Source organism: Anaeromyxobacter sp. PSR-1 (assembly GCF_000964525.1).
Classification (GTDB): domain Bacteria; phylum Myxococcota; class Myxococcia; order Myxococcales; family Anaeromyxobacteraceae; genus Anaeromyxobacter.
In genome coordinates, this window is the sequence record NZ_BAZG01000258.1 from 1 (window position 1) to 4,886 (window position 4,886).

At 76.3% G+C, this 4,886-nt stretch carries 3 protein-coding genes and 1 pseudogene; 1 reads left to right on the forward strand and 3 read right to left on the reverse strand.

The genetic code is table 11. The annotated features are described in order from the left end of the window. A pseudogene (locus PSR1_RS21775) lies at positions 1-713 on the forward strand (hypothetical protein); the annotation flags it as partial. Here the strand turns inward: PSR1_RS21775 and PSR1_RS21780 are convergent. From PSR1_RS21780 to polX, 3 genes are all read right to left on the reverse strand, one after another. Then, complete coding sequence (locus tag PSR1_RS21780) at positions 685-1,269, reverse strand: porin family protein (RefSeq protein WP_059439445.1); 585 nt, start codon at positions 1,267-1,269, stop codon at positions 685-687. The pseudogene PSR1_RS21775 and the gene PSR1_RS21780 sit on opposite strands and share 29 nt — an antisense overlap. A gap of 187 nt (positions 1,270-1,456) precedes the next feature. Then, a complete protein-coding gene (locus tag PSR1_RS21785; protein ID WP_059439443.1) occupies positions 1,457-3,010 on the reverse strand; it encodes an MFS transporter in 1,554 nt (517 codons plus the stop codon). A gap of 61 nt (positions 3,011-3,071) precedes the next feature. After that, positions 3,072-4,850 (reverse strand): DNA polymerase/3'-5' exonuclease PolX, encoded by a 1,779-nt coding sequence (gene polX, locus PSR1_RS21790; RefSeq protein WP_059439444.1) that lies wholly within the window; start codon positions 4,848-4,850, stop codon positions 3,072-3,074. Between the last annotated feature and the right edge of the window lie 36 nt (positions 4,851-4,886).

Here is a 4,886-nt window from a genome sequence, read left to right on the forward strand (position 1 = left end):
CGTGCGCCGCGGCGGGCGTCCTGGCGCAGCTCGCCTGGCCCGCGGCGCGGCCGCACGCGCGGGCGGCCGTGCTCCGCGCGGCCGCGCTCTGCCTCGCGGCGCTCGCCTACGCGCTGGCCGCCGGCGTGCTGCGCTGGGTCGAGGTGAACGCGTTCCACTGGCGCTACCTCGCGCCCGCGGCGGTGCTGGTCCACCTCGCGGCGGTGTCGCTGCTGGCGGATCCGGTGGCGCGCGCGCTGCGGGAGGGGCCGCTCGCCCGCGCGGTCGCGCTGGCGCTGGTCCCGGCGGCGGCGCTGGCCGTGGCCGGCCCGCCCTCGCTCGCGCGCGTGCGCGCCGACCTGGACGCGGCGGCGGGCCGCTGGACGGCCGACGTGCTCGCGGCGCGCTGCCGCCTGATCACCGGCGACTACTGGTCGGTGTGGCCGGCCGTGTGGCACGTCGCCTGGACCGCGCACGCGCGCGGCCTCGACGCGCCCGTCCACGGGCTCGCGCACCGCGCCAACCCGACGGTGTCGGACTGGGCCGGGACGCCGCGCGAGGCGCTGCGGATCTGCAGGGTGCGGGGGAAGGAGGCCGAGGCGGAGCGCGCGCTGCGCGACTTCCGCCTCTGGCCGGTGCGGGTGCTGGAGCGGCGCGGGACGGTGGACGTCCTCGCGCCCGCGCCGCCCTCGAGCCCCGCGGGTGCTACAGGCCGAACGTCGCGCCCACCATGAAGGTGAACGTGTCGTCGTCGTAGTCGCCGAAGTACGGGTGCAGCGCGATCTCGCCGACCAGGCGGACCTTCGGGGCGATGTTGAAGTACGCGCCGGCGCCGATGCGCATCGCCAGGCCGGTGGCCGAGTCGTCCACCGTGCGGCGGAGGCCGGTGAACGGATCCGGCACGTCCACCTCGAGCGACGCGTGGTACAGGCCGAGGCCCAGGTCGCCGTAGACGCCGACCTGCGGGGCGAGGGCCACCGCGAGGCGGGCCGCCGGCATGATCGTGAACACGTCGTTGGTCACGTCGTAGCCGTAGCCGAGGTCGTCGGAGAGGTGCGACCAGCCGACCGAGCCGACGCCGACCAGCGTCACGTTCGGCGAGATGCGCTGGAGGTCCAGCTCGCCGTCGAGGCGGAGGGCGAGGCCGTCGAGGTCGCCCGAGTCGAAGCCGATGAGGCCGCCGAGCCGCATGGACGGCTGCGACGAGTACCGGGACTGCGCGGAGGCGACGCCCGGCAGCGCGAGCAGCGCGGCGAGGGCGAGGGTTGCGAGGCGGGGAGCCGAGCTCATCATGTTCTCCTGATCGTGAAAGGTCCCTACGAACGAGGCGGCATCCTAAGCGAAAGGGCGCGCGCGCGGCGAGCCCTTCGCGAGCCCACGCGCGCGCCCGGCCGGGGGCGATGGGCGTGCGCCGACGCGGCGGTGCGGCGAGGTGCGCGGCGCACGGGGGAGCGCCCACCCGGCGGCGCGGCGGGCGCTACGCGGTCCGGATCCCGCGCCGCGCGGCCACGTACGCGGCGACCGCGAAGCCGATCACGACGCCCGCCACCGGCGGTCCGACCACGTCCACCCAGTCCACCGCGCGCACCGGGTGGAACATCCGGACCAGCGCGGCGCCGAGGTCGAGGCCGGCCTGCCCGCCGCGCATCGCCTTCAGCGCGGCGAGCAGCGCGGACGCCAGGTACGCGAGCGCCGTCCCGGCCAGCGCGCCGGCGAGCCCGCGCGCCGCCAGGCCGCCCAGCGTGGCGGGCGTGCCGTGCGCGGCCGGCGGGGCCTCCTCGTCCAGCGCGGCCGGGATCTCGCGCGAGCGCCAGGGCACGAAGCGCTGCAGCATGAGCATGCCGGGGATGGCGCAGGGGACGGTGAGCAGGAAGAAGTCGCGCCAGCCGATGGCGTCCACCAGCGCGCCGGCGGGCGGCCCGGCGAAGGTGCGGCCGAGCGCGAAGATGCTCGAGAACAGCGCGTACTGCGTGGCGCTGAAGCGGCGCTGGGTGAGCCGGAGCAGGAGCACGCCGAACGCGCCGGTGCCCATGCCGCTGGTGGCGGCCTCGAAGGCCACCGCCGCGTACATCACCGGCCGGTTCACGCCCGCGTCCACGATGGCGACGTAGCCCAGGTTCGAGACCGCCTGGAGCAGGCCGAAGATCCACAGGGCCCGGCCGACGCCCCACGACGTGCACAGGATGCCGCCCAGGAACGTGCCGCCGATGGTGGCGACGATGCCGATGGTCCCCTGCGCGATGCCGATGTCCACCGGGTCGAAGCCGAGCTGGCCCAGGAACGGCGACACGAGCGCGGTGACGAGGTTGTCGGCGAACTTGTAGAGGAACAGGAACGCGGCGATCTCGAGCGCGCGGGAGTGGCGGAAGAACCCGACGAACGGCTCCCAGATGGCCTGCCGCAGCGTGCGCGGCGGCGCCGGCGGGACGTCGGGCTCCGGCGCCTTCACGGTGGCCGCCGCGAACGGCAGGAAGCTCGCCGCGATGGCGGCGAAGGTGGGGGCCCAGCCCAGCTTCGGGCCGAACGTGTTCACCACCCGGCCCACGAACATGCCGGCGCGCGCCAGCGCGTTGCGGGCGCCCACCGCCACGCCGCGCTCCTCCGGCCGCAGCACCTCGACGGTGTACGCGTCGTAGGCGATGTCCTGGGTGGCGGACGCGAACGAGACCACCAGCGTGAGCAGCGCGACCAGCGGCACGGTGGGGTGGCCCGAGCTCGCCGCGAACGCGGCCAGCGACGCGACCAGCATGGCCTGGCCGACGAGGATCCAGGCGCGCTTGCGCCCCCAGGCCGGCGCGAACCGGTCGATGAGCGGCGACCAGACGAACTTGAACGCGTACGGGATCTGCGCCGCGCTCACCAGCCCGATGGTCTTGATGTCGATCCCCTCCTGCTGCATCCAGTACGGGACCGTGTAGAGGACGATGCCGAGCGGCAGGCCGGAAGGGAACGCGAGCAGCGCCACCACCCCCGTGCGCCAGCTGGTGAACGCCTTGCGGAGGGCCTCGCGGGTGGTGGGCTGGGTGGGCACGCAGCCGGGAAAGGTAGGCGAGATGGGCGCCCGCGTCGAGCGCCCGGCGAGGCGGCCGGACCTACCGCACCGGACGGACCGCCCGCGCGAACGCGTCCGCGGGGAGCGCGTTCAGCACCTCGCCGCGGCGCGCCCAGCCGCGGCGCGCGGTGGTCACCGCGAAGCGGAGGTACCCGAGGGCCGCGACCGAGTGGGCGTCCACCGACAGGACCAGCGGGATGCCGCGCGCGCGCGCCGCCCGGATCCAGCGGGGCTCGAGGTCGAGGCGGCGGGGATCGCCGTTCACCTCCACCGCGCCCGGCGCGCCGGCGAGCGCGTCGAGCACCTCCTCCACGCGGCAGGCGTACGGCTCGCGCTCGCCCAGCAGCCGCCCCAGCCCGTGCCCCCAGATCTTGAACACCGGGAGCGCCATGGCCCGGGCGAGGCGGCGCGTCATCTGGTCCTCGTCCATGCGCATCCGCGAGTGGACGCTCGCGACCACCACGTCGAGCCGCTCCAGCACGTCGTCGGGCCAGTCGAGCGCGCCGTCCTCGAGGATGTCCGCCTCGGTGCCCTTCAGCAGCCGGACCGACACCCGCTCCTGCACCCGGTCGATCTCGTCCCACTGCCGCCGGAGCCGGTCGCGGTCGAGCCCGCCGGCGTAGCCGGCGGAGCCGGAGTGGTCGGTGATGGTGAGGTACGCCATCCCGAGCGCCTCGGCGGCGCGGGCCATCTCCTCCACGCTCGCCCGGCCGTCCGACCAGGTGGTGTGGCAGTGCACCATCCCGCGCACGTCGCGCGCCTCGACCAGGTCGGCCGGGAGCGTCCCGTCCTGCGCGGCCTCGATCTCGCCCTGGTCCTCGCGCAGCTCGGGGGGCACGTAGGCGAGGCCGAGCGCGGCGTAGAGCGCGGCCTCGCTCGCGAGCGGGACCTTGGCGGCGGGGTCGGGCGCGGCCTCCGGCGCCGGGGCGGCGGCCCCGCGCTCGCGCGGCGGCAGGCGGAAGAGCCCCCACTCGCTGAGCGTGAAGCCGCGGTCGCGGGCGATGCCGCGCAGCCGGACGTGGTGGGCCTTCGAGCCGGTGAGGTGGTGGAGCAGGGTGGGGAAGTCCTCCGGCGGCACCACCCGGAGGTCCACCTGCAGCCCGGAGCCGAGCCGGACGCTGGTCTTGGTGTCGCCGCTCCCCAGCACCGCCGCGACCAGCGGGTGGCCCGTGAGCGCCGCGGCGAGCGCGGCCGGGTCGCGGGACGCGGCGACGAGGTCCACGTCGCCCACCGTCTCGCGCCCGCGGCGCGCCGACCCGGCCAGCTCCACCGCCTCGGCCCCCGGCACCGCGCGCAGGTGCGCGAGCAGCGGCTCGGCGGCGGCGAGCGCCTCGGCGAGCAGCACGCGCCGGTCGGCCTCGCGCGCGTGCAGGCGGGCGATGCCCTCCAGGATCCGCTGCTCGGTCTTCTCGCCGAAGCCCTTCACGCCGCGGACGCGCCCCTCCCGGCAGGCGGCCTCGAGCTCCGCGACGCTGCCCACCCCGAGCGCCGCGTGCAGGGCGGCGATCTTCTTCGGGCCGAGGTCCGGCACGCGCAGCAGCTCGAGGACGCCGGGCGGGTGGCGCGCGCGCAGCCGCGCCAGCAGGTCGGTCGAGCCGGTCGCGTGCAGGTCGGCGATCTTCTTCGCGAGCGCCTCGCCGATCCCGGGCAGCTCGGTGAGCCGCCCCTCGGCGACGACCCGCGCCAGGTCCTCGGAGAGCCCCTCGAGCGCCCGCGCGCCGGTGTCGTACGCGCGGATCTTGAACGGGTTCTCGCCCTCGAGCTCCAGCAGCGCGCCGATCTCCCGGAGCGCCTGCGCCACGGCGAACTTGTCCGGCATCGAGCGCTTATATACCGTCGCGGCGCGCATGGAGCC